Annotated in this window: 21 protein-coding genes; 8 read left to right on the top strand and 13 right to left on the bottom strand. The window is 33.4% G+C overall.

Annotation, left to right across the window (positions count from 1 at the left end):
* Positions 1 to 20: 20 nt before the first annotated feature.
* On the bottom strand, positions 21 to 1,700 hold the full coding sequence (gene ilvD / locus Q1A01_RS22560; RefSeq protein WP_299685474.1) for a dihydroxy-acid dehydratase: 1,680 nt from the start codon (positions 1,698 to 1,700) through the stop codon (positions 21 to 23).
* A gap of 378 nt (positions 1,701 to 2,078) precedes the next feature.
* On the opposite strand from ilvD, the gene Q1A01_RS22555 reads away from it, so the two are divergent.
* Positions 2,079 to 3,455: an aldehyde dehydrogenase gene (locus Q1A01_RS22555; RefSeq protein ID WP_299685471.1), complete on the top strand. Its 1,377-nt coding sequence runs from the start codon at positions 2,079 to 2,081 to the stop codon at positions 3,453 to 3,455.
* Here the strand turns inward: Q1A01_RS22555 and Q1A01_RS22550 are convergent.
* The 4 genes from Q1A01_RS22550 to Q1A01_RS22535 form a co-directional block, all read right to left on the bottom strand.
* Entirely contained in the window at positions 3,450 to 4,127 is a 678-nt protein-coding gene (locus Q1A01_RS22550; RefSeq protein ID WP_299685468.1) for a response regulator transcription factor, read from the bottom strand. The genes Q1A01_RS22555 and Q1A01_RS22550 overlap by 6 nt on opposite strands.
* A complete protein-coding gene (locus Q1A01_RS22545) occupies positions 4,099 to 4,773 on the bottom strand; it encodes an ATP-binding protein (protein ID WP_299685465.1) in 675 nt (224 codons plus the stop codon). Before Q1A01_RS22545 ends, Q1A01_RS22550 begins: the two co-directional genes overlap by 29 nt.
* A gap of 83 nt (positions 4,774 to 4,856) precedes the next feature.
* A complete protein-coding gene (locus Q1A01_RS22540) occupies positions 4,857 to 5,609 on the bottom strand; it encodes a hypothetical protein (RefSeq protein ID WP_299685462.1) in 753 nt (250 codons plus the stop codon).
* Positions 5,610 to 5,990 carry a hypothetical protein gene (locus tag Q1A01_RS22535; RefSeq protein WP_299685459.1) on the bottom strand — a complete coding sequence of 127 codons (381 nt, stop codon included), beginning with the start codon at positions 5,988 to 5,990 and terminating at the stop codon, positions 5,610 to 5,612. It lies immediately after the preceding gene.
* 193 nt (positions 5,991 to 6,183) lie between these two features.
* On the opposite strand from Q1A01_RS22535, the gene Q1A01_RS22530 reads away from it, so the two are divergent.
* Positions 6,184 to 6,489 (top strand): hypothetical protein, encoded by a 306-nt coding sequence (locus Q1A01_RS22530; RefSeq protein ID WP_299685456.1) that lies wholly within the window; start codon positions 6,184 to 6,186, stop codon positions 6,487 to 6,489.
* Here Q1A01_RS22530 and Q1A01_RS22525 read toward each other — a convergent pair.
* From Q1A01_RS22525 to Q1A01_RS22500, 6 genes are all read right to left on the bottom strand, one after another.
* Complete coding sequence (locus tag Q1A01_RS22525) at positions 6,475 to 7,332, bottom strand: biotin-dependent carboxyltransferase family protein (RefSeq protein ID WP_299685453.1); 858 nt, start codon at positions 7,330 to 7,332, stop codon at positions 6,475 to 6,477. The two genes, Q1A01_RS22530 and Q1A01_RS22525, sit on opposite strands and share 15 nt — an antisense overlap.
* Positions 7,322 to 8,056, bottom strand: coding sequence for a 5-oxoprolinase subunit PxpB (gene pxpB / locus Q1A01_RS22520; protein ID WP_299685450.1), 735 nt, complete (start codon positions 8,054 to 8,056; stop codon positions 7,322 to 7,324). The genes Q1A01_RS22525 and pxpB overlap by 11 nt, the downstream gene beginning before the upstream one ends.
* Positions 8,050 to 8,781, bottom strand: coding sequence for a 5-oxoprolinase subunit PxpA (gene pxpA / locus Q1A01_RS22515; protein WP_299685447.1), 732 nt, complete (start codon positions 8,779 to 8,781; stop codon positions 8,050 to 8,052). Before pxpA ends, pxpB begins: the two co-directional genes overlap by 7 nt.
* A gap of 9 nt (positions 8,782 to 8,790) precedes the next feature.
* Positions 8,791 to 10,014: an Nramp family divalent metal transporter gene (locus Q1A01_RS22510; RefSeq protein ID WP_299685444.1), complete on the bottom strand. Its 1,224-nt coding sequence runs from the start codon at positions 10,012 to 10,014 to the stop codon at positions 8,791 to 8,793.
* Positions 9,998 to 10,639, bottom strand: coding sequence for a hypothetical protein (locus Q1A01_RS22505; RefSeq protein ID WP_299685440.1), 642 nt, complete (start codon positions 10,637 to 10,639; stop codon positions 9,998 to 10,000). The genes Q1A01_RS22510 and Q1A01_RS22505 overlap by 17 nt, the downstream gene beginning before the upstream one ends.
* A 559-nt stretch (positions 10,640 to 11,198) precedes the next feature.
* Entirely contained in the window at positions 11,199 to 12,182 is a 984-nt protein-coding gene (locus Q1A01_RS22500; protein ID WP_299685437.1) for an SH3 domain-containing protein, read from the bottom strand.
* Positions 12,183 to 12,194: 12 nt separating this feature from the next.
* Between Q1A01_RS22500 and Q1A01_RS22495 the strand changes: the two genes are divergently transcribed.
* From Q1A01_RS22495 to Q1A01_RS22470, 6 genes are all read left to right on the top strand, one after another.
* A complete protein-coding gene (locus tag Q1A01_RS22495; protein WP_299685434.1) occupies positions 12,195 to 12,536 on the top strand; it encodes a LytTR family DNA-binding domain-containing protein in 342 nt (113 codons plus the stop codon).
* A gap of 279 nt (positions 12,537 to 12,815) precedes the next feature.
* Complete coding sequence (locus Q1A01_RS22490) at positions 12,816 to 13,022, top strand: hypothetical protein (protein WP_299685431.1); 207 nt, start codon at positions 12,816 to 12,818, stop codon at positions 13,020 to 13,022.
* 82 nt (positions 13,023 to 13,104) lie between these two features.
* Positions 13,105 to 14,073, top strand: a complete 969-nt coding sequence (locus Q1A01_RS22485; RefSeq protein ID WP_299685428.1) for a hypothetical protein — start codon at positions 13,105 to 13,107, stop codon at positions 14,071 to 14,073.
* Between the two features lie 1,010 nt (positions 14,074 to 15,083).
* Positions 15,084 to 16,661 (top strand): glycoside hydrolase family 30 protein, encoded by a 1,578-nt coding sequence (locus tag Q1A01_RS22480; RefSeq protein ID WP_299685425.1) that lies wholly within the window; start codon positions 15,084 to 15,086, stop codon positions 16,659 to 16,661.
* A gap of 543 nt (positions 16,662 to 17,204) precedes the next feature.
* Positions 17,205 to 19,874 carry a TonB-dependent receptor gene (locus tag Q1A01_RS22475; protein WP_299685422.1) on the top strand — a complete coding sequence of 890 codons (2,670 nt, stop codon included), beginning with the start codon at positions 17,205 to 17,207 and terminating at the stop codon, positions 19,872 to 19,874.
* Positions 19,874 to 21,712 (top strand): YfiR/HmsC family protein, encoded by a 1,839-nt coding sequence (locus Q1A01_RS22470; protein ID WP_299685419.1) that lies wholly within the window; start codon positions 19,874 to 19,876, stop codon positions 21,710 to 21,712. Before Q1A01_RS22475 ends, Q1A01_RS22470 begins: the two co-directional genes overlap by 1 nt.
* A gap of 296 nt (positions 21,713 to 22,008) precedes the next feature.
* Here Q1A01_RS22470 and Q1A01_RS22465 read toward each other — a convergent pair whose 3' ends face one another.
* Both Q1A01_RS22465 and Q1A01_RS22460 read right to left on the bottom strand, forming a co-directional pair.
* Positions 22,009 to 22,242, bottom strand: coding sequence for a hypothetical protein (locus Q1A01_RS22465; RefSeq protein ID WP_299685416.1), 234 nt, complete (start codon positions 22,240 to 22,242; stop codon positions 22,009 to 22,011).
* Between the two features lie 419 nt (positions 22,243 to 22,661).
* The gene (locus Q1A01_RS22460) at positions 22,662 to 23,129 is read right to left on the bottom strand and encodes a hypothetical protein (RefSeq protein ID WP_299685413.1); all 468 of its coding nucleotides are present in this window, start codon (positions 23,127 to 23,129) and stop codon (positions 22,662 to 22,664) included.
* Positions 23,130 to 23,294 lie beyond the last annotated feature (165 nt).

The following is a 23,294-nucleotide window of genomic DNA, read 5'->3' as shown; positions in this document are numbered from 1 at the left end:
TTTTTAATTAATTCTTTACTTTAAAATTCATCTGTTACACAGCCTTGTGAAGCAGATCCTACTGTTTTTGCATATTTGTATAAAGCGCCTCGTTGTACCTTTAATGAAGGTTGCGTCCAAGCTGCTTTTCTATGGGTTAATTCTTGTTCGGTGATGTCTACTGAAATGGTGTTTGCTTCAGCATCTATCGTAATCATATCTCCATCTTCTACAAGGGCAATAGTTCCTCCTTCTTGCGCTTCTGGCGTAATGTGACCAACTACAAACCCGTGGGTTCCACCAGAGAAACGTCCGTCAGTAATAAGTGCTACTTCTTTCCCAAGTCCAGCTCCCATAATAGCAGCCGTGGGTTTTAGCATCTCAGGCATTCCTGGTCCTCCCTTAGGTCCTTCATATCTAATGACGACAACATCTCCAGCTACGACTTTTCCTTCTCTAATTCCGTCATTAGCTTCAAATTCTGAATTAAATACACGTGCGCTTCCGCGAAAACGAAGCCCTTCTTTTCCTGTGATTTTTGCAACAGAACCTTCTGTAGCGAGATTTCCGTATAGAATGCGAATATGCCCCGTACTTTTTATTGGGTTTTCTACAGGGTGAATTACATCTTGATGTGCTTTTAGATGAGCTACATCGGCTAGATTTTCTGCAAGTGTTTTTCCAGTAACTGTAAGGCAATCTCCATGTAACATACCTTGTGCAAGCATGTATTTGAGTACTCCTGGAACACCTCCTACTTTATGAAGGTCTTCCATAAGGTATTTTCCACTTGGTTTTAAATCTGCTAAAAATGGTGTCGTATCACTTATTCTTTGAATATCATCTAGTGTAAAAGGGATTTGAGCAGCTTTAGCGATCGCTAAGAAATGCAAAACAGCATTTGTAGACCCACCTAACACGGTTACAAGCCGAATTGCATTCTCAAGCGATTTGATCGTTACGATATCTGATGGTTTGATATCTTGTTCTATAAGATGTCGTAATGCGTTTCCAACTCTAGCACATTCTGCTGTTTTATTAGAACTTATTGCAGGATTTGAAGAGGTATACGGTAAACTCATTCCTAATGCTTCTATTGCAGATGCCATCGTGTTTGCAGTATACATACCTCCACAAGCACCGGCTCCTGGACATGCTTTTTTCACAACTGTTTTAAACTCTTTTTCTGTAATGGTACCTGCTACTTTTTCACCCCATGCTTCAAAAGCAGAAACTACATCCAACTTTTTATCTTCATGACATCCTGGTGCGATGGTTCCACCATATACTAATATAGAAGGACGATCTAATCGTAATTGCGCCATTAATGCTCCTGGCATATTTTTGTCACATCCTACTACGGTTACAAGCGCATCATAACTCATAGCTTGTACTACTGTTTCCATAGAGTCTGCTATGATGTCACGAGAGGGTAATGAATATCGCATACCTGGAGTTCCCATAGAAATTCCATCACTTACCCCAATGGTATTATAAATTAAACCGACAAGATCTGCATCTTGAACGCCTTGTTTAATGTCTGTAGCAAGTGTATTTAAATGCATATTACATGGGTTGCCTTCGTATCCTGTACTTGCAATCCCTACAAAAGGTTTTTGAAAATCACTTTCTGTTAATCCAATGGCATGTAACATTGCTTGTGCTGCTGGTTGCGTTGGGTCTTGTGTAACGGCTTTACTATATGGATTGAGTTCTTTCAATGTATTATTATTTTATATGTTAAAATTAATAGCTCTTTATTATGTTGAAATTCTAATTTCTATTTACTTACGTTATCCAACAACTTCAAAAACAACATAAATTACTAATTATCAATATTTTATGTTTTTATTTTCTTTTTAAGTCACTTCATAAAAAAAGCCTGTATCAATACGTTGATACAGGCTTTATATATGGGTATAGCAGTCCGTATCATTCCTGTAGAGGAATAATAATAATGACGCTATTAATAATCTGGTTTCTCATAAACTTGGGATAAATGTATTAAAAGTTTTTTGAAATAAACACGACAAATTTAAAATAGAGCTTTATTTTTTCAGTCTCTTCAGTTAAAATGTACTTATTTTTGTAAAAAATATATGTTGAATATCCCCCATCTTATTAATTCGCAACGCACCTATTTTACTACGGGTAAAACAATGCCTATTAAGGTTCGTTTACAAGCTTTAAAAAAATTATACAAAAGTGTAAAAAAACATGAAGGCAAGATTCATGAAGCCTTATTTTCTGATTTTAAAAAGCCACTTTATGAAAGTATTTCTAGTGAGACAGGTATTGTAGTACGAGAATTACAACTCGCTATTAAGCAACTTGAATTTTGGGCGCGTCCTAAGAAAGTAAAAGGTTCCTTACTTAATTTTCCTGCTAGGGATTATATCTATTATGAACCTTATGGAACGACACTTATTATTGCGCCTTGGAATTATCCATATCAACTAGCATTAACACCACTTATTGGTGCAATAGCTGCTGGTAATACAGTAGTTCTTAAACCTAGTGAACTGACTTCTGCTACGAGTCAAGTTTTAGAAATGATTATTCAGGAAGTATTTTCTTCTGAGCATGTTGCTGTTGTCCAAGGTGCTATTCCAGAAACTACAGAATTACTTTCACAACGATGGGATTATATCTTTTTTACAGGTAGTGTTTTTGTGGGTAAAATTGTAGCGCAAGCAGCAGCAAAACACTTAACGCCTACTACACTTGAACTAGGTGGTAAAAACCCTTGTGTTGTAGATGCGTCTGTAAATGTTTCATTAGTCACGAAACGGATTGTTTGGGGAAAATTTTTAAATGCTGGACAAACATGTATTGCCCCTGATTATATATTGATTGAATCGTCTATAAAAACTTCTTTTTTACAGGCACTGGAAAAAGAAATAAAAAGGGCTTATAGTTCTGATGTAGAAGCATCACCTGATTTTGCCCGAATTATTAATGAAAAGAATTTTGATAGACTTGCTAAGATGCTGGAAGGTGAATCTATCTCTTTTGGAGGACAAACTGATCGTGATCAATTATATATAGCACCCACAATTATTGATAATCCAAGTATAGATAGTCTTGTAATGGCAGATGAGATTTTTGGTCCTATTTTACCTGTAATCTCATATACATCAAAAGCTGATATCGAACGTATTATAGATCGTTATGAGAAGCCGTTATCTGGGTATATTTTTTCGCGAAAGCGGGCTTTTACAAATTGGTTTTTAGAGCGTTTTTCTTTTGGAGGAGGCGCGGTAAATGATACTGTTATTCAATTTGTTAATGAGGCATTACCCTTTGGCGGTGTTGGGCATAGTGGTGTTGGGAGTTACCACGGAAAGCATACTTTCCTCACTTTTAGTCATGCAAAAGCGATAGTAAAGAAAGGAAATTGGTTAGATATCCCCATCAGATACGCACCCTATAAAGGGAAAAATAAGCTACTCCGGTTTGTATTAAAATGGTTATGATTGTTCAATAAGATTATGTTTCATAACATAAATGACAGCTCCTACTCTAGATGAGACTCCTAACTTTCTAAATAGTTCTGCGCGTCTATTTTCTATAGTCTTAGGGCTTAAGTGCATTTTCGCTGCAATTTCTTTATAGCCTAAATCTGTGCCGCAGAGATAATTTAAAAATTCTTGATCTGTTTCTTTTAGTTGAAACTTTCTATGGTTACTAACTTCTGCTTCTTTTTCTTCAGAAATACCGTTTAATGCTTTTTTATGAAGATCTCTATCTACTATTTCATTGTATACAAACTCTCCTTTACTGGCTTTGATGATAGAGGCATTTAATTGTGTGGGTTCAACATCTTTAAGAAGATACCCTTTACACCCGAAGAAAATCATATTAGAAATGGTTTCTTCATCATCTTCCATTGTAATGGCAATGACATTAATATCTGGACAGTTATCTTTAATCCATGCCATCGTGCTTAATCCATTCATAATAGGCATACGTACATCTAATAATACGACATCAGGTTGCTCATTATCACTTTTTAAATATTCTATAAACTCTCTTCCGTTTTTAGCTACAAAAACGACATAGGTATCCTCAAAACCTGAGACTAGTGTCTTTAAAGCTTTCGCGAAAAGGATATGATCATCAACTATTGCTACTTTGAGCGGTTTCATGAAGGGGTGATTGGTAGGTTAGTGTTATTTCTGTTCCGTGTCCTTGTTTACTATGTGCTACGAGTTGTGCTTGAATCATTTCTGCTCTACGTTGCATATTAATAAGTCCAGAACCTAATTTGTTATTTTGCGTGTTATATCCTATACCATCATCTTTTATTTTAATATAAAGATGATCTTCTTTATAAGATATATCAATTATTAAATGTTCTGCTTCTGCATGTTTAATTACATTACTACAACATTCTTGTACTATTCTAAATATAATAATTTTTTCTCGTTCCTCTATAAAAATGGGTTCACCAGTTACTACAAGTGTAGAATTGGTATGCGAAAAGCGATTTATACGATCTATTTCTACTTGTATAGCATCTTGCAAATCCATATTTGCAAGCACCTCACCGTTAACAGTTTTAGAAAGTTGACGCACTTCTGTTAAACTTAAGTCCACAGTTTCTAGTGCTTCTGCAAAGGTTTCTTTTTTATCTTCAGGAAGTAATGAAAGACCAGAACGCAATTGCATTTTGGCTACAGAAAGAAGTTGCCCTACGTTATCATGCAATTCCATCCCTACATTTTTTAAGGTAGCTTCTTGTATCTCATTTTCTACTTGTACAAGCGCGCTTTCATACTCTTTTTGAGCCACTACTTTATCTATAAGCAGCTTGTTTTTACGACGTTGAAATGTATAAAAAAAGAGAATAAATAGAAAGACAAGAACGACGACTACTATAATAAAGTAGGCGACAAGGAGAACTTCTTGTTTTGAGATTTGTTGAACCAATAACATTTTACAATACCAAAGATAATAATTCCATACAGGAAGTAGTTAGCATAACTTAAAATCAATCGATAATATGTCGTGAAGACAATTTCTTCCTTATTTATATATTGACTACTCAACATGAGAGGGGTTACTGATATAAAGTATAATAATACTCCTACAGAAATATAAAAAGGCAATTTGTATGATATATTTAGAATTCTATCTGATTTTAGAATTTCATAGTAATACGTACAAAGGACTATTACAATAAGTATTAACCCAATTAAAATTGTAAGTTGTGAATATCCTTTAAAAAAGATATCAGTTAATAAAAAATTTAATACTGTAAGCAGATTAAATACAATTATCATGTACAAACTAACTAATCTATGCCTTTTAATTTCTACTTGCTCTAAAAGATACCAAGCATAAAAATTGTATGCAATTATCGAATAAATATTAAAAACCCAATAATTTTTTATGAGCAAAGGGTATTTTTTAAAAAATTCAATATCTTCAAAACAATAAGGCTCTACTAACCTTGCATATGAACCAATAAATTCAAAGATTACAGTAGTCCAAAGAAAAATTAATAAATATTTAAAGGTTTTAGATTTTGATTCTTTTATAAAAATATAAGAAAATGTGGCTGCTAGTGCAGCCACAAATTCAAGAATTCTAGGTAATCCTATATTAGTAAGTAAGATTTCTATCATTTAAGGATTGTATTGTGTTGGAGGCCATCCACCTTCATGAAAGTTCCACGCATCTATATCATAATTATTATCATCGTCATCATCTCCACTTCTATTGGTACTTTTTCCTTTTGTAGGGGCTAAGAAAAAAGTAGTTTTGTCTGATTTTGATGCATCATATGCTCCAAAGTACAGACGAACACCAGGGTTTGCTATACCTTGTTTTGTAGATTGATCTTCTACATAATCCAGATACTCTCGTATTTCAGAAATACTAAGGCTAAATTCACACGTATCGTGTTCCCCTAAACTCTCTCTTAGTGTTTCTCCCCTTGTTTTACTCCAATGCGTAAATAATTTTTCAGCATCTTGGGGCGTGATGCATTTTTTTGGCTTTGCCATAATGTAAATAGTTTAAGTTAAGTTATGAAAGTAGCAAAATATAATGCGTTCTCCAAGAAGATTTATATAAAAACAGGTAAAAATACGTATTTTAGTTACGGTCTTCCTGTATAATTTAGCGGTAAAATTCTTACGGAGTTATATTAAAATTCTTACGGAATTAAGAACTAATGAATCTTAAACAATACGAATCATGGGAAGAGCCTCACACTCAGAAAGATTACTCACACCAAGACCTATTATTATGCCCTCTACAATCAAATTATGTAAACTTAACATCAGAAAACTATATGCCAAAGGTAAGCGTTTAGGAATTGCTAGATGGAATAATGAATCTGATTATGCAGATTATATTCACAATTTATGGGAAACAATTTCTTCTCATCGTGAACTAAAGGCAGAAGCAAAGCGTACAGAAGATATTTTAGGGAAAGGAGATGTGATCCAATTACTTAGTGACACTGTAATGGAACACAATGATATTTTAGCGGCTAAGTAAAAAAGACAGCCTATCCCCTTGTTTTTTCTGAGCAAGAATATACATTGCGGTCTCAGAGAGTTGTAAGATACGAGGATAACCTCCTGTGGTTTGGCAATCGTTCATTAAGACCATCATACGTCCAGAGGGAGTTAATTGTATTGTACCTGGAATCACGGGACCTGTGGTTATTGATGGAATTGTATGCTGCATTGTTTCTGTAAGTTGAATGGCCATACGATTCCAAAGTTTGGAAACGGTAAAAGAGGTATTGTTTATATACTCTTGAAGCTCTTTCTCTAATAGCTTGTATTCTGGTCCTTTATATACACGTAGGGTTTCTTCTTGTAAATATGGTGTTGTTTCTGTTTTAAGTCTAGCTCCCTTTATAGCGCCAAAATTGGATGTCCCAATGGGAATTTCCATATTTTTTCCTACTACTCCTGTTTGGGTAATTGGAACATACATACTTTTACTTTCTAATACAGATAGTGATTGAAGTCCTCCTGCAATCGCGAGATACCCTCTACATCCCGATGTAATTGTAGTAAGTGTTAATACTTGTCCTTTACGCCCTACATACACCGTGTTATTTTTTAGTGTTTTGGTATTAAGTCTGGCAACTGTAGTTCCTCCTGTCATTACAAAATGCCTATCGCAATTAAATCGAATTGTCGGTCCTACTAAGGTATATTCAAGAACAGCTTCATTTTGTGCATTATTAACGAGTATATTTGCCAGTTGCATTGCTTTTTTATCCATCGCACCGCTTTCTGGAACTCCTAAATGCGCATATCCGAAACGTCCTTCGTCTTGAATCGTTGTATAGAAACCTGTTTTTTGTATGCAAATACTATCCTTCATACGTCTCAGTTATAGGAAATACGTCTTCTGTACGTGCTCGTTCTTTTAAAAGAGCATGTTCATTAGCATCAATAGCATAAAATGTAATATAATCTCCAGCGGTGTATACAGAAGGGTTCTTTTTTGAAACATCAAACAATGAGATTGGGCTATGCCCTATGGTATACCACCCCCCTGGGCTATCTTGAGGGTATATGCCTGTTTGCTTTCCTCCTATGGCAACACTCCCTTTTTTTACTTTTTGAGAAGGAACAGATTTACGTTCTATATGTAAACGTTCATCAAGGCCTTCTAAATAAGGAAACCCTGGTAAAAACCCCATAAAGTAAACCGTATATAGAGGTTTTGTATGCATGGCTATTAATTCATCTCGTGTCAATGATTTTTCCTTTAAATAGGTTTCCAAATCCTCTCCAAACGAACCTTCATAGCATACAGGAATCCGGTGGATTTTTGTTTGTTGATCGTCTATGGGTATTGTTCTTTTAATGATTTCGCGAAAGCGAACTTCTAAAACAGCATCAGATAACGATGTATTAGCTACTCGTTTTAATAAAATCTCTGTATACGTATGAATAATTTCTGCTTTAAATTCTTTTCTTAACTGATCCTTTACTGCAAGGAGAAATTTCAATAATTCACGGGAAGGAGGTACTTGCCATTGGATACTCCAAGAGCGTTCTCCTACTTTAAAAATATGCACATCTTGATTTTGTATTAGCATATCTCTATTTGATGACCTTTTAGTCCTAGATGGATCTCTTTTAGAATTTGAAATGCTTTAGGAGTATCTCCATGTACACATAAAGTTTCTATATGAAATGGTAATGTATCATTAGTAATTGTAGTGAGTTGCTGTTCTTTAATCATAGGAATGATATGCGCGAGCACTTCATTTGAGTTCTGTATCACTGCCTTGGGTAACGTTCTGCTCACCAATGTATAATCATTATGATAACGGCGATCTGCAAAGCCCTCAATTTTGGTTTGCAATACTCCTACTGATTCTTTTTGAATGACAGATTGATAGGGAACATATAGAAATAATTGATCATCTATGCCTTTTACAACGTCTATAATCAGTTTTGCTATTGATATATCTACAGCGGCTAGATTATAAAGAGCTCCGTGTACTTTTACATGATGTAATTTTTGATGTTGCCTTTCGGCGAAAATTTTTACAGTTTGTATCTGCTCTATCAAACTCTTTCGGAGATCAGTCGTTGATATATCGAGTATGGTTCTTCCAAAATTTTCTTTATCCGGATATCCCGGATGTGCGCCAATTTTCACATTATGTGCTATTGCAATCTGAATCGTACGTTGAATAATGGCATCGTCTCCTGCATGACCTCCACAAGCAATATTGCAAGAACTTAGCAGTGGCAGCAATTGCGCTTCATTACCCACGCCTTCTCCTACATCACTATTTAGATCTATACTATACATTCAACACATTTATAAAATACCAAAAACTTTAAGAATGCTTCGCACTCCTAATCCAAAAACGACAACCCAAATAATACTACTTAGGATATTTTGCCAATTACTATTGGTATAGTTACCTAAAAGCTGTTTTTTATTTGCCATCCAAATCAAGTAGCCAGCAATGATTGGTAATAAAATTCCATTAGCTACTTGTGCAAATTTTATAATATCTATTGGATTGTAACTAAGTGATGAAAAGAAAATTCCTAAAAGCAAAATCACACCCCAAACCAAGCGAAATCTAATTGATTTAATATTCTTTTCCCATCCCAAGCATCCTTGCACTACATATGCTGCTGCGAGTGGGGCTGTAATCGCAGATGTTAATCCTGCTGCAGCAAGTCCTACACCGACAAAATAACGTGCATATTCTCCAAATAGAGGTTCGAGGCTTTTGGCTAAGTCGGCTGCATTAGAAATATCTTGACCTTGTATAGCTGCAGCGCAAATAATGATCGCCATAGACACAAGTCCTCCTAAAATCACTGCAACTACAGTATCTTTTTTTGCGGTTGGGAGATCTTCTGTCCCTTTCCATTTTTCAGTAACTAGAGAAGCATGTAAAAATAAATTATAAGGTACTACTGTCGTTCCTACTAAAGCAATAATCGTTAGAATACTTTCATCAGGAAAAGATGGAATAAAACTTCCTTTAAGAACAGCAATGATATCAGGTTTTGTTGCAAAGGCAGTAATCAAGAATGCGATACTCATAAATAGGACTAATCCTACTAATATGCGTTCTAATATTTTGTAACTACCTATATAAAGGATCACAGCCGCTACTATGCCTATACCTATACTCCAGCCATTAAGGGCTAAAGATCCTACCTCAACGGTGCCAGTAGCTCCTAATGCTTTTATACCTAATACACCACCACTTATATTCCCTGCTTCATAGGCTGCATTTCCCACAACTATAGCACTTAATATCAAAAGAATAGCAAGTAATCTTATCAATGGATTCTCAATCTGAGATCGTATTACTTCAGCGAGTCCTTTTTGTGTGACTAAGCCTATACGAGCAGCCATTTCTTGTAATACAATGGTTGCGATAATAGAGAGTACCATTGCCCATAATAACGTAAATCCAAAATTAGCTCCTGTAATGGTGCATGTTGTTACTGTCCCTGGGCCAATAAATGCAGCTGCGATAAGTACACCTGGGCCTGAAATTTTATACTTGCTTCTCACTAGATGTTTTCTTTTTCTTTAGTAGTTTGAGTCCAAAAAATAGAGCTAGAGAAATACTTAAAAAAACCAAAGCCCGTTTAGAATAGCTACCAGATGCTTTCATATGATATTCATAGTCTGACTCATAAGCATGTTCATGCTCTATTGAGTTTATGATATTTCCTATAGTTACAAAGCTTCTTTGATCATGCTCAGGGGTGTCAAAAAATTGAATATTTATCCAGCCTATATTCCCCAAACTCTTTACTTCAAATAGCGACTTTCCCATGATCGTATATTTAGCTATTGAATAATTTTCTGTTTCTTTTATAATGAGTGTATCTGGATGAATATCCTTTGTCATTATTTCATTAAGTCGCGTCAATACTTTTTTTGAAGTCTGTACACCAAAATCTGGAACTTCAAAATATTGATAGGCGATCTTGGGAAATTTCTCTACGTCAACAGAATCGGTTGCTATTTTTCCAACTTCATAAAAAGGTTCGTAATCAATTTTTCTATCTTGCTCTGTAAAATAATACAATTCGGCAGGAACAGAAAAAGTTACATCCCTTAATTTGACTTCAGTTTGAGCAGATGCCAAATTTGTCATTACTATTAGTATGCCTGTTACTATTCTCTTCATTCACACAACGTATGGAAACCTCCGATAACGAATGTATAAAAAATACTAACCATTCATCATTTTTCTTTTTGTAAAATCTTTCTTCATCACTATAATTACTTTTTTAGCAAATAATCGTGCCATAAACCCCTTATTGATCTAATAGCATTTTAGAGCAGCTATTTCTTTTTAAGATGCCTTTTTATTTCGGTATCTAAAATGGCTTTTATTTTGTTTTTAAAAGAGAAGTATACGCTTTCGCGAAAGCGTATATAGAAACACAAGAATTAGAAAGTAACGTCAAGAACTAATAAAAAGGGAGTGCACCACGCCTCCCTCTTACAAAAACTTTATTTACCTAAACGCTTCCAATAAGATCATTGCATTGTATCTGTTATTAGAACCGTTTATACCAATCTATTCATACAACTAACAAAATAAACTATACGTGTAGTAAATAATGAGAAAAACTAAACTACACCATACGTTCAAATACAGCAATAGTAATTATGAAAGCGTTATAGCTCCTTTCATATTCGTAGTCATATTCTGTAAAAATGTATTTCTTTTTCTGAAGGGTTTATGATGTAAAATCTAAGAATCTATTAGATACCCATTGTTCATCTATACTTATTTGTGACCAACCATTTTGTTCTTCATACGCAAAGACTTCTTGGTTTTTCACAACAGAACCTACTACATGAAATTGTGTTGACGGACCACTACGTACATTAAGTACATGGGCATTTACGGTAGCTCGTTTTACTTCTTTTACATAGTTACCAGACACCCATTCTTTTTTATCTTCTGATATTCTGTACCAATTATTTTTCTCTTCATAAATACGAACTACTGCCCCTAAAGAAGTTTGTCCTACTCTTGCAAAAGAAGACTTTGCTCCTTTACGAATATTCAACAAATTTGCTGTAACATATCCATAGCCGATGATAGAAGAAGACAATTCACCTGTAATATTTTGACCTACTGCTGCTGCAATGAGTGGCAAGAAATGTTGTTCACAATCTGCGACCGTATTTCCTCCAAAAAAATTGGTGCCAGGGCAACTTTTTGTCACGCCACTTCCATTGGTACGTGCACCGGTACTTAAATCAAACCAATGATGATATACAATTCTATCTGTAGAAATAGGGATATTAAATCGTTTACAAAGTGCTGCCGTAACGGCTATAATGCTTTGACGTTGTGCTGACGTCATTTGATCTTTTCCTGTATCAAAATACCCTATACTCTCTATACAAATAGCATGCTTATTATTCCCAAATATACAGGCTGGAGATCGCTCTAAACTTCTTCCCGTAAGTATTTTTCCATCTGGAAAAATAGTGAGATGCTGCCCAATATCACTCCATCCATTATTATTCACGTGGTGGTTTTTCATACCGCGTTGCATCTCAAAATGGTTGTCGCCTTTAAAGTGAATATAACTAGGCGAAAATGTATGATGTTCTTGAATAAATAAGACAGTACGTGCAATGTTTTGTTGTTGTATCCATCGTTCAAATTCAGAAACAGTGAGTGAGGTAAATCCAAATTTTATTTTCATTGTTGTGCTATTTTGAATGGTATTATCTTTAAAGATACTTTAAAATACTCATTATCAATAGTTACAGGGTATTTTCTTACAGTAGATTCAGGAGGTAAAATGGGAAGCGGGTTTCAGTTTAGAAACTATATAGAAATTTATACTGCTTCAAAAATGTATCTCATCAGGAAAAAATTAGATGATTTTTATCATGAATTACCTGACATATTAGATTTTGTAAAAGTACATCGTTCTTATTATATACGCTTGGATAAAGTAAGTCAAAGAAATGGCTTAAAAGAAATCATAATTTTTAATACACCCATTCCTGTAAGTAAGACCTGTAGTGACAATCTTAAGTTTTTATCATTCTAACCTAGCATCTTTTATACTATAATTATTTTTTATCCCTAAAAACTAAATTCCGTCCCAATACTACATAGGACTAAATTATCAAACGATTCAACTCATCCTTAATCTCCTACTATACAACACTTTTAATTAGGGATGAGTAATAATCTATAGTTGCTAGATTTAATTTTATAATCAGAATTAACGTTAATTCAATACTGTTTTTACGCGTCAAAACACAAGGACATGCATTCCAAATGTCTAAAAAATGGGAGTTATTATTAATTATAAATCACAATTATTATGCTAAAAAAAATTTCGACAATAGGAAAGATTTTAAATAAGAAAAAACAACAATCTATTATAGGAGGATCTGATTTTCCAGATATCATCATTGTTTCTAATGGTGTTTGTATAATAAATGGGAATCGTATTGTATTTCCATGTAATGAAACCTGTCCTGATGGAACAGATCCATTTTGCGCTGCTATAGGAAATCCTTTTGACTAATCTACTATTATAAAAACATGAGGTAGCATACAGTCACTTTATGTTTTTCAACACTGTAATCATTCAATTAAATAACAATATTATGACAAAACAACATTCAGTTTTTACACTTTTATTCCTTTTAGGAATATCATTTTTTATTTCCTGTACAAATGATAATGATGAAAATCTAGAACTAACAATTGAGGAACAAAATATTAGTATTGAAGAAGGAATTTTAAGATTTCCATCTGAAGATATATTTATAGAAACACTAGAAAATCTTAGAACTCTTTCTCATGAAGAATTAAAAGGGTGGATTCAAGATTTAAATTTTTCAAACTCTCATTTTTTAGTCCAAGAATACTATGCACAGTTACCTACAGATGAAGATGTATTTTTACACGATAAACTAAATAAAGCATCTATTTTATATATCCCTGATCCTGTATTTTCTGCAATTCTTAATAAAGAAGGTATCTATAAAATAGCACAAAAATATCATAGAATTACTCAGGACAAAGAATATATATCAGAAGATTATAGTGCTGTTATAGAACCTAACGCAAGTATAAAATCAAATAGTCTTCAAGTTTTTGATATTAAGAGCTCTTCAGAAACTAATGCTCAAAGAGTTAATCTTAACGGACAAACATTATGTGCTAAATATACTCAAAACAATCATGTTGGAACTGGTTTTTATGGAGGTAATTATTTTAACAAGTTTGTTCCATACCCAAGTAATTATTCTAATTGTTCTGGAGGAGATTATAGTTTCCATACACAAACATGGTATACACAGTTTTCAAATTTCTTCAGTGTCGGAACATGGATTAAAGGAAGGAAATATAAAAAAGGAGGTGCGTTTGGACGTAAAAAATGGAGAGATGATAATATGAGTTATGCAAAGATTAATAATAGTGCAGTAACTAATAGAACAATATATACACTATACTTTAATCAAAACTTTACACCTGGACCTGTTATTCAAACGTTCAATATTAACTATGAATATAATGATGAAAATAGAGGATTAAGAAAAGTTGCTATGACTTTACAAAGCACACAATAATCCGTTTAACAAATTAGCACCAGAGTCAATTTCAGAAATAAGTCCAGTGATTTCTTCATTGGGCTTATTCTATATTATGAGATTATGTATCTAAATGCTATACTTTTTTTTACGCTTTCGCGAAAGCAGACTAAACCATAAAATTAGTATAATTAAATAATCCAAAGAGGATTTCAAAATTATTGTTATTCCTCATCTTTAAATCTAAAAAAAGTCTTCATGATTTTATAATTTACCCTTACCTCTTAATGCATAAATAATTAATACAAATTCCTTGACTACAGATTCTCTTTTTTCCTTTTTAAGACAAATTAGAATAAGGAGGACTACCAATAAAAAACCAAAGATTCCACTTATAAATGCAATAAAAAATCTGCCTATTCCATTAATTATATCTATTGATCCTTCCATAATATTATTATTTATAATCACAAACTACAAAGCATCTTTAACCTAGTAAAGTACACCTTTTAAAACCTTAATTTTCTTGACTTAATCCAAGTAATAAAATGCTTTTACAGTGACTTCGACATCATTTTAACTATCCGATTTCAAGCAATTTAAGAAGATTGAATTTGAGTTCAAGAAGAACTTATTAAAAATGATATGATCTAGACAATTAGAACATTGTACTTAGTATTAGATAGATACACAAATAATAATATTATTTTTCAAATAAATTGTATTTGATCTAAAAACATATGTATCTATATATAAATAAGGGTTTTGTTAATAACTTCTTATTCAATGTAATAAATTATAAATAGAAGTAGAAAAACTATATTATTAAATTATGCTATATATCATTTTGACTACTATCCATTCTGAGTACGCTTTCGCGAAAGCGTATTACACCCTTTTTACAAAAGGATCTAAAAACAATAAGCTAATTATCTGAAAACCCTACCTCATTTTCTATCCAGTTTGTATTTACTACATTAGACGTTGAAACTATTGAAGCACTCATGATAGATATACACCCACTCATTATTCGATTCTTCGTCCTAAAAATGACAAGAATCCTCATTCTTGTTGCATCCACAATGAGTATTTGCTGTTCTCCTAAAAAAGCGCATCAAGATCATATCATCACTGTGTATCAAACATCACACGCAGGTGATAATCTCAAACGCATCTCAGATGCTACTATAAACACTTCTTTATCTGAAGGAAAAAAAGTTACTTTACAATTATTACCTGATCAGGAATTTCAAACATACTACGGATTTGGGGCTTCGTTTACCGAATCGTCAGCGTGGAATTTGGCAACGATTCCTAAAAAAATAAGGAAAGATGTTTTAACCAAAATATTCAGTCCTACAGAAGGTGCTGGATTTTCACTGACTAGAACACACATTAACAGTAGTGATTACTCAAACGGTCATTATACGTATGTTGAAAATGGAGATGAAGATCTTTCTAGCTTTAGTGTTTATGAAGACATGAAAGGATTTTCTGGAGATGAGAATGATCAAGTACGAAATATTGAGTTAGTAGATCCTACATATGATATAATCCCAATGATCTTAGAAGCTTCCAATATTCCTGGTGCAGATTTCAAAATTATTGCCTCCCCGTGGAGTCCGCCTTCTTGGATGAAATCTGGAGAAACTGCTGAAATGACAAATGGCTCATTACAGCCTAATTATTATGGACTTTGGGCAAAATATCTATCAAAGTATGTAAGCGCTTATAAAGAGCAAGGAATAGACTTATGGGGAATAACCCCTCAAAATGAACCATTACACGCACATGATGCCCGTTGGGATAGTAATGGTTTTAGTCCTGAACAAGGTCGTGACTTTTTACGAGATCATCTAGGTCCTGAGCTTGTCAAAAATGGTCATTTACAACTAAATGATCTAGATGCGGGATTGCGCGTATTGATTTATGATCATAATAAATCGACTATGAATGATTATGTAACTGCAACGTATGAAGATCCTGAGGCCTCTAAATATGTATGGGGAACTGCTTTTCATTGGTATGCAAGTTCTGGACTAAATGAAAAGAATTGGTATGCAACCGCATTAGATACGTTACGCACAAATTGGCCTGGTAAAGGAATGATTCATACAGAATCTAGCATCGATATTGATCCAACCAACCCCATAGATCAATACTGGAGAGAAAGTACAGATTATGCTGGCACTTTTGTTCCTTTTGATACCTATGCTTACGATATCATTACAGATATAAATCACGGTGCTCAAGGCTATATTGAATGGTGTATGATCTTAAGCCATCTTGGCCAACCTAATCCGTATGATAATTTTAATAGTGCTCCTGTACTTATTAACCCAATGACAGATGAAGTGATATATACACCTCTCTATTATTTACTAAGTCACTTTAGTAAGTTTATCCGTCCTAATGCCGTGAGAATTGGATTAAAAGGAGAAGAAGTGAACGGTCTCATCTACACCGCTGCAAAAAATATAGATGGTTCCATTGCTGTTGTTGTTTTTAATAGAAATAACGAGGAGTACGAACTAACTCTAGAACACGAAACTAGTAATTATACTATAAAAATTGGCCCAAGAACCTTACAAACTACTCATATACATAACAATGGAGTAATTAAATAGAAAATCGGTGAGGTATCTTTGCTAAGTACGCTTTCGCGAAAGCGTATACAGAAGCTTTATAATTTAGAGCGACTTGCCAATATAACTAAAATTATTTTTAGATATATAAAATCGTCTAGAAAGTAACGCTTTATCGATTTTATTGATCACTTTATCGGTATATATAATTAACATTGATGATTTATTTCTCCTTTAAATCACATAAATTAACTTATCTTTAACTTGCGCTAATTAATGCAGAATTAGATTCATAATGTTCCCTATACTACAAAATAACTACGACATTCGTTTTAGAAAGAAACAAAAAGAATCTAATGTGTATGATCAATACCCAACAACATACTATGAAACTACATATACCACCATTTGACTTGATACATTATATTTTGAGGAAGCATTTAAACAATATAGACTAGTTTACACCAATATTTCCCAACGTTCAACCCCCCTTTTTTATATTAAACTCCTATGTTTTCTATTCATTGTTACGCTTGTAAATCTCCACTTTTTACCCGCTACATAAGAAGTTTGCTATTGCTATTTATGCTACTAGCTGTCACGACAATCTATGCGCAAACAAGAGCTACCATTACGGGAACTATTTCTGATCAGTTTGGAGGACTTCCTGGTGCTACAGTGAGTATTGAAGGTACGACTCTAGTCACTACCACAGATGTAAATGGAATGTATGAGTTTTCAGTAGATGAAGGCACCTATATCATCAATGCAAGTTTTGTAATGTATATCACAGATTCCAAAGAAATATCGGTAAAAGTAGGTGAAACAGTACAGCTTGATTTTTTATTACAAACAGGGTTTTCTATAGATCAACCCATTAGTATTGGTACACGAGGGAAACCCTTATCAAGTTTAAATACCTCTTCCCCTGTTGATATTATTACACCTCAAATGCTAGAAAATGCGGCAGGATTAGAGTTAAGCACGGTATTACATTATTTGGTACCTTCTTTTCATTCTACACATCAAACCATTGCAGATGGTACAGATCATATAGATCCAGCTACCTTACGTGGATTAGGTCCTGATCAAGTATTGGTTCTTATTAACGGAAAACGCAGACATAGTAGTTCGCTTCTCAATGTAAATGGAACTGTGGGTAGAGGTAGTGTCGGTATTGATTTTAATGCGATTCCACTTGCTACTATTGAACGTATAGAGATCTTACGAGAAGGTGCAACATCGCAGTATGGATCTGATGCTATTGCTGGGGTAATCAATATCATACTAAAAAAACAAACCGAAGTTATTGACATAGATAACAGAGTCCTTATCAATAGCGAAGGTGATGGTTTTGAAAATTACTCTTCAGGAAATTTTGGCTTAAAATTAGGTGACAATGGTTTTGTAAATGTAACAGCAGAATATCGCAATAGAAATGCAACGAATAGAGCTGGTGATTATACAGGTGCTGTATATAGTGATGATCCTATTGAGGATGCTTTATTGATTGAACAAAATGATTTCTTCAATCAAACAGGATATGATGGCAGACAGGTCATGGAGATAGGAAATGCAGAAACGCAAAACTTAGCACTCTATTTTAATGGCGAATTTAAAATGTCTCCTAATGCTACTATTTATTTACATGGAGGGAGGAATTATAGAGAAGGGAAAGCAAAAGGTTTTTATCGATTTCCAAAAGACGAAGATCGTGTTGTACTGTCTCTTTTTCCAAATGGCTTTTCTCCAGAAATATTAACCGATATTCAGGATGATGCTGTTATTGTAGGAATTAAAGGGATTAAAAATGGTTTTAATATTGACTTTAGTCACACCATCGGCAATAACAGAATAGATTATACGATTAATAATTCTAATAATGCATCTTTAGGGATTGCATCACCTCGTACTTTTTATTCTGGTGGTTTTTTGTATCATCAAAACACCACCAATCTAGACATCTCAAAACCGCTTGATTATTTCAAAGGAGTGAATCTAGCTTTTGGCGCTGAGTTACGGGTTGAAAATTATCAAATTATTGCTGGAGAAGAAGCTTCTTTTATAGATGGCGGTGCTACTTTTACCGATGCTAACGGAGAAGAAAGACCTCGTATTCCTGGAGCTCAAGTATTTCCTGGGATACAACCTGAAAATGAATTAAATCGATTTAGAAGTAACTCTTCAGGGTATATTGATATAGATGCTAATGTAACAGATCGTTTTTTAGTTCGATTAGGAGGTCGCTATGAATCTTCAAATGATTTTGGTAGTCAAGCCGTATATAAAATTGCAAGTAGATATAGTATACAGGATAATTTAAGTTTTAGAGCAGCTTATTCTAAAGGATTTAGAGCACCGTCTTTACATCAGGTATATTTTCAAAATATTAGCACACAATTTATTAACAATAATATTGTCCAAGTAGGAACTTTTAATAATGAAAGTGCCGTAGCAAGAGAAGCTTTTGGAATTGATCGACTTAGCGCTGAAACATCAAGACATTTTAGTGCTGGTTTAAATGGAAAGTTAAGTTCTAAAATTACATTTGGACTGGATTTCTATCTTATTAATATCAAAGATCGAATTGTACTATCAGGAAGGTTTTCTGAAGGATATGAAGATATTCTAGCCCCTTTTAATGTGGGCGCTGCACAATTCTTAACAAATGCGATTGACTCCAGAACTGCCGGAGCTGATTTTTCTACATTTTATAAAGACCAACTAGGCAACGGGGTGCTTAATGTTTCTTTAGCAGGAAATTTCACAAAAACAGAAGTTGTCGGACCTATCAAAGTTTCATCATCTCTTATTGGGCAAGAAGAAGTCTTATTTAATAGAGAAGAAATTGCTCGTGTAGAAAAGGCACAACCAAATTTTAAAATAAACTCTAGCATCTCTTATGAGTGGGATAAGTATAAAGTACAATTAGGAAACACCTATTTTGGAGAAGTAACTTTTTTACATCCTGATGATGGTGATCCAGCAAATTGGGTCCTTAATGAATTTTCAGGTCTTATTGAATCTAGAGATCAAGTATTCACACCAAAAATTGTGACAGACGCATCCATAAGTTATCAAGCCAATACCAATATTATTTTCACCCTTGGAGGGAATAATATTCTTAATGTTTTTCCCGACAGACATACCCATGAAGCAAACACCAGTGACGGAAGTTTTGTATACAGTAGACGTGTACAGCAGTTTGGAATAAGCGGTTCTAATTTCTTTGCTAAATTATTATTACGCTTGTAATGAGAAACAAAAATAAAATAGGAAGTATCATAAGCATACTTTTTGTACTACTACTTAGTCTACAAAATGTAAGTAACGTATACGCTCAAGGTACAGATAACAAACAAGTAGAACGTTTACAACGTGCTATTTTCGTTTATAATATTGCACACCAAGTAGTTTGGCCAAACGCCAATGATTTTAATGAAGTAACTATTGGTGTTTTAGGTCCTGATAGAACAGCTATAGATCTACAAGGAATGGCTCAAAAGCGAAGGATTGGAGGAAAACCTGTGAAGGTTATCACCTATTCTAAAGTAAAAGATATAGGTGCAATTCAAATCCTTTATGTAAATAATCGTTTTCATTATGACATTGCATATATCCTACAATCTATAAAAGGAAAAAACATTCTCTTAATTACTGAAGACTATAGCTATAATGCTTCTATGATTAATATGGTGTCTGTTGGCAACTCCTTTGAATATGAGATTAATGAATCATTACTTTCTATAGAAAACTTTAACATAGCACCATCATTATCTCAAAATGCCATAAGCTCTGCTCAAAAATGGAAAGCGTTATTTAAAGAAACCCAATCATTACTCGAAAAAGAAAAAACGATAGTCTCCAATAAAGACAAAGAATTATTAGAAAAAGACACCTTATTGAAAAACCAGCAAGACATCTTAAACACACAAAAAGATACGATTAGTCAGCAAGAAAAGAGTTTACAAAATAAAGAACGTGCTTTTGAAAAGCAATTAGACTCTATAGATGTCTTATGGTCTATCAACCAGTTACAGGAGCAAAAATATGAAGATAAAGTAGCTATAGAAAAGGCACTTGAAAAACAAATCACAGAGCAGGTCGCTTTCTCAAAAAGCACACAGAATCAAATTATAAAAAGCCAAAAACAGCTAAAAAAACAAGATTCTATTTTAGCTATAAAAAATAACCAGATCACAGCAGCAGAAAAGATTATAGATACTCAAGAATCTATCATTACGAGTAAAACTAAAATTAATACGCTGTTGGGCTTACTGGCTGGATTGCTATTGTTAGGGGGAGTTTACTTCTTTATCAACTATCGAAAAAAACGAGCCCTTAATGCAACACTTGCTTCCAAGAATACAGAGATTTATAAGCAATCTAAAGCGCTCTCGTTAAAGAATAATGAACTAGAACAATTTGCATACATCGCAAGTCATGATCTCAAAGAACCGCTTAATACCATCTCTAGCTTGATCATGCTTATTAAGGATGATGCTGAAGATACACTCGATCCTACTATACTACAAAATTTGGAATTTATGGATGATTCCAGTACGCGTATGCGTGCTTTGATAGAAACATTACTACAACATTCTAAATTAGGTGCTATGACCGATGTAGAAACAATTGATTGTAATGCACTTTTAGAAGACCTTCAAAAAGATTTATCTACCGTTATCAAAAAAAATAATGCAGTATTTCATATTGATCAATTACCCGCAGTAAAGGCATCCAAAGTAGAACTCCGATTAGTATTTCAGAATTTACTTGCCAATGCGATGAAATTCAGGAAGGCAGACACCTCCCCGATTATTAAGATCACGTATTCAAAAGACGCAGATGAGGCGTTTCCTGATCAATATTACCATACTTTTTATGTGACAGATAATGGAATTGGCATTCCAGAAATTCACCAAGAGAAGATCTTTACTATTTTTCAGCGATTACATGCAGACGAAGCTTATGAAGGTACAGGAATTGGGCTAGCGCATACTAAAAAGATCATACAAGCACATGGCGGCAGTATTTCTGTAGAAAGTGCACCAGGACACGGAAGTACATTTTCGTTTACGTTACCTGTTTGATTTTTTTGCTTTCGCAAAAGCCAATAATGAATGATTCCTTATTTAAAAAATTTAAATTTCAAATCTTCAAGTCACAAAAGTGCTTATTCCTATTCTCTAATATTACATAGTTATTTCGCTTTCGCGAAAGCTAATGACGCTCTATTTTTAATTCATAAATAAACAACATTCCATTACGAGAAAGGAATATTTCTTTAGGTTGTGAGTAATTTCCACCTCCGAATGAATAGAGAAAAACTTATTAAAATATTATATAGATTAATAAAAGAATAATTGAAATCATATCCGATTAAAAATTAATTAGTAAAATCCCAAGCTCTTTTGCTTATATGATAGGCAATCCCAACTTTAAAATAATACAGTTGAAGAAATGTATCATCTATATCCTTTTCTCTGAAAATTATACCCTTCCAAGAGCCAGAAATTTTTAACGAAGGTGACAAATTAACATCTATTTTTGGTTCAATAAAAGCTCCAAATTTATGAGTTACTTCTGTTGTTTGAAGCGTGTTAGTATTACTTTCAATCAAAAAGTTTTCTTGTTGTAAATAAGTTGCCCCTATACCTATTTGAAATAATGAATATGTAGGATTTAACCCTAAACTATATGAAGTAAATTTGAAAGCACTATTTTCTTCTAAATACTGGAAATCTGAATTGTCTATATTTCTAAAAAAGTTTGATTGACTATATTCAGCAAAGACACCTAGTAAGGGACTTTTTTGATATCCTAATCTTATTTCAAATGGATATTCGTTATTTAGTTGTTCAGATTTCGTTGATAAAAATATTGAATTTTCGCCATTATTATCTTCCGCAAATGTTTGCTCAAATAAATAAGAAACATTAGCAGAAAATTAGGGTATTTTACAGGCTTTTTCCTAGGTAATCTTGCTGTGTCTGTTATTAATCCAGATATTTTATAGTTAGATTCTCTTAATTTCATTACCTATCTAACATCATTTTGTAGCGCACTATATTCATTAGAATTTAATAATTTTAATAATGAATAGGCAGAAGATGCTATTGTTCTTTGATAATTCTTATCAAATGATTTATCAATACCATAATTAATAGTCGAGTCAAAAAGTGCTTCAGCCCACTCTTCTACTGTAGCCCCTCTATATATAATAATTCCGTATGTACCAAATTCAATTAAGTCTGAAACACCACCATCAGTAAATAAATCTGCAATAGCAATTAAAGCTATATTTCGAGCTTTTATCTGTTTTATTTTTCTTCGTTCGGCTTCTATTCTATTTAAATCATACTCTATAGCTTTATTATCATATACAGCTATGTAGTTCATTTTTATTACATCTGAAGTATAAAATGAGTATAGAAAATTACTTTTTATTAAAGGAGGTACGACTTTATCGTTAATAATTGATCCATTATCATAAACTATAATACGCATTGAAAACTTATTATAATTTAAAACACTTACTGTATTAGCCGAGACTAAATCAAATTTTATATTCTGACTTCTAGAAAGTAAAGGATTAATTTGTATATCCGCTTAATGTCCATTAGCTGTAATACTAGCTATTACTAGCCTATCAAATATTTTTTCTCCGAAATA

Source organism: uncultured Dokdonia sp. (genome assembly GCF_947492815.1).
Classification (GTDB): Bacteria; Bacteroidota; Bacteroidia; order Flavobacteriales; family Flavobacteriaceae; genus Dokdonia.
The sequence above is the reverse complement of the archived record's forward strand: the minus strand, read 5'-3'. Positions and strand labels throughout refer to the sequence as shown.

What these genes read in the sequence shown, in the direction of transcription:
- Q1A01_RS22535 (WP_299685459.1), bottom strand. Translation starts at nt 5,990, where the DNA reads ATGGCAAAGCCAAAAAAATGCATCACGCCCCAAGATGCTGAAAAATTA.
- Q1A01_RS22460 (WP_299685413.1), bottom strand. Translation starts at nt 23,129, where the DNA reads ATGCGTATTATAGTTTATGATAATGGATCAATTATTAACGATAAAGTC.
- Q1A01_RS22500 (WP_299685437.1), bottom strand. Translation starts at nt 12,182, where the DNA reads ATGAAAATAAAATTTGGATTTACCTCACTCACTGTTTCTGAATTTGAA.
- Q1A01_RS22505 (WP_299685440.1), bottom strand. Translation starts at nt 10,639, where the DNA reads ATGAAGAGAATAGTAACAGGCATACTAATAGTAATGACAAATTTGGCA.
- Q1A01_RS22555 (WP_299685471.1), top strand. Translation starts at nt 2,079, where the DNA reads ATGTTGAATATCCCCCATCTTATTAATTCGCAACGCACCTATTTTACT.
- Q1A01_RS22550 (WP_299685468.1), bottom strand. Translation starts at nt 4,127, where the DNA reads ATGAAACCGCTCAAAGTAGCAATAGTTGATGATCATATCCTTTTCGCG.
- Q1A01_RS22525 (WP_299685453.1), bottom strand. Translation starts at nt 7,332, where the DNA reads ATGAAGGATAGTATTTGCATACAAAAAACAGGTTTCTATACAACGATT.
- Q1A01_RS22490 (WP_299685431.1), top strand. Translation starts at nt 12,816, where the DNA reads ATGCTAAAAAAAATTTCGACAATAGGAAAGATTTTAAATAAGAAAAAA.
- Q1A01_RS22540 (WP_299685462.1), bottom strand. Translation starts at nt 5,609, where the DNA reads ATGATAGAAATCTTACTTACTAATATAGGATTACCTAGAATTCTTGAA.
- Q1A01_RS22475 (WP_299685422.1), top strand. Translation starts at nt 17,205, where the DNA reads ATGCTACTAGCTGTCACGACAATCTATGCGCAAACAAGAGCTACCATT.
- pxpB (WP_299685450.1), bottom strand. Translation starts at nt 8,056, where the DNA reads ATGCTAATACAAAATCAAGATGTGCATATTTTTAAAGTAGGAGAACGC.
- Q1A01_RS22485 (WP_299685428.1), top strand. Translation starts at nt 13,105, where the DNA reads ATGACAAAACAACATTCAGTTTTTACACTTTTATTCCTTTTAGGAATA.
- Q1A01_RS22480 (WP_299685425.1), top strand. Translation starts at nt 15,084, where the DNA reads ATGACAAGAATCCTCATTCTTGTTGCATCCACAATGAGTATTTGCTGT.
- Q1A01_RS22470 (WP_299685419.1), top strand. Translation starts at nt 19,874, where the DNA reads ATGAGAAACAAAAATAAAATAGGAAGTATCATAAGCATACTTTTTGTA.
- pxpA (WP_299685447.1), bottom strand. Translation starts at nt 8,781, where the DNA reads ATGTATAGTATAGATCTAAATAGTGATGTAGGAGAAGGCGTGGGTAAT.
- Q1A01_RS22530 (WP_299685456.1), top strand. Translation starts at nt 6,184, where the DNA reads ATGGGAAGAGCCTCACACTCAGAAAGATTACTCACACCAAGACCTATT.